Source organism: Mycobacterium sp., from assembly GCF_040398885.1.
In the GTDB taxonomy this organism is placed as follows: domain Bacteria; phylum Actinomycetota; class Actinomycetes; order Mycobacteriales; family Mycobacteriaceae; genus Mycobacterium.
Genome location: NZ_JBBATF010000291.1, coordinates 1 through 1,797, shown reverse-complemented (window position 1 = coordinate 1,797; position 1,797 = coordinate 1). Strand labels below are relative to the sequence as shown.

1 protein-coding gene is annotated in these 1,797 nt (G+C 66.1%); it reads right to left on the bottom strand.

What is annotated here, in order from left to right; genetic code table 11:
* Positions 1 to 1,797, bottom strand: a 1,797-nt coding sequence (gene recA / locus ADBZ5U_RS16140) for a recombinase RecA (RefSeq protein ID WP_526811889.1), incomplete at both ends; no start/stop codon positions are given.

The window sequence follows — 1,797 nt, the reverse complement described above, 5'->3', positions numbered from 1 at the left end:
TGAACGGCGGCGAGACCTTGTTCTTGACGACCTTGACGCGGGTGCGGTTGCCCACCGCGTCGGTGCCGTCCTTGAGCGTCTCGATCCGGCGGACGTCCAGGCGCACCGACGCGTAGAACTTCAATGCCTTTCCGCCGGTTGTCGTTTCGGGCGAGTTGTGGACCATGACGCCATCGACGAAGTAGTTGTGGTTGCCCTCCACCTCGATGTCGAAACGGTTCATCGACCGAGTCCGCGGCTTGACCTGGACATCGAGAATCCTCGCCGGCACCAGTCGCTGGGCAGGCTCGACGAATTCCGGCGCGACGGCACACTGACCTCGAAATCGCGGCAGGAGCTTGTAGCTCATTGACGGAGCGATGTGAGGCGCGACCAGTTCCTGGAACTTCGCCGATGATTCGGCGGAGAACACCAGCACCGCCTTGCCGGCCGCTCCGGCCAGACCCAAACGCACGTCCAGACCGTGGGTGTCGCGAAGATAGTCCCGCAGGCGAAGTCGCGATCCCTCATTCATCGCCTCGACGCAGAACTCGATACGGCCGCTTCCGCCTTCGGTGCGCTGCTGCAGACCCTTGGAGCGGACGGCGAAGGAACCGTCGTCCATGTACCAGATCGCCAGCGCGAGCGGGGTGAGCGCCTTCAGATAGTCCTCGGACAGGAACTTCTTGCCGTCGCCGAGGTAGACCGAGCGTCGCAACTCGGCGAGTTCGGGCAGCGGGGTGAAGTCGACGAATCTTGCGCCGTCGGCGTTCTCACGCACCGAGTGGCCGATGTTGCCGAGCAGTTCGGTCTTCCACTGCAGATACTCGACCTGTTCGGCGCCGTGGCCCATGCCGAACCGGACACCGTTGCGGCCGCGCCGGTTCGGCGACAAGCTCCCGTCGCCCATCAGTGAACCGAGCACGACCTGGAACTGCTGTTCGCTGAGCAGATGCGGTTCGGCGGCCAGGACCCTGTCGCCGGCGATGAGATCCCCGGCTTCCGTCCACCCGCCCGGGGTACGGATGAGGTGGTTGGGTGTCGCGGCGAACTGGGACTTCCCGTTGCCAGCTGACTTCTCGACGGTGAACTGCAGGAACTGCTCGGCCGGACCGTTGTTGAACCAGTTGACCACCTTGCGCGGCACGATCTGGTCGGTGGCCGGGTCGTAGGACAGCACCTCGACATCCATTTTCCGGTTGACGATCCTGCCGATCTTCTCGGTAGTCCCGTCGGCCAGTTGCACTCTGGTGCTGTAGTTGAAGCACCCGAACATCACGCCGATCTTCTCGCGCAGCTGGTTGATGAAGATCGCGGTGGTGCCCGAGTTGTTCAGCGCGCCGGTCATCTTGCGCAGCGCCTGGCTCATCAGGCGGGCCTGCAGGCCGACGTGGCTGTCGCCCATCTCGCCCTCGATCTCGGCGCGCGGCACCAGGGCGGCCACCGAGTCGATGACCAGGATGTCGATCGCTCCCGAGCGGACCAGCATGTCGGCGATCTCCAGCGCCTGCTCGCCGGTGTCGGGCTGGCTGACCAGCAGGGCGTCGGTGTCCACCCCGAGGCTCTTGGCGTACTCCGGGTCCAGCGCGTGCTCGGCGTCGATGAACGCCGCGATACCGCCGGCGGCCTGCGCGTTGGCCACCGCGTGCAGGGCGACGGTGGTCTTGCCCGAGGACTCCGGGCCGTAGATCTCGACGACGCGCCCGCGGGGCAGGCCGCCGATGCCCAGCGCCACGTCCAGGGCGATGGAACCGGTCGGGATGACCGAGATGGGCTGGCGGACCTCGTCGCCGAGGCGCATCACCGCGCCCTTGCCGT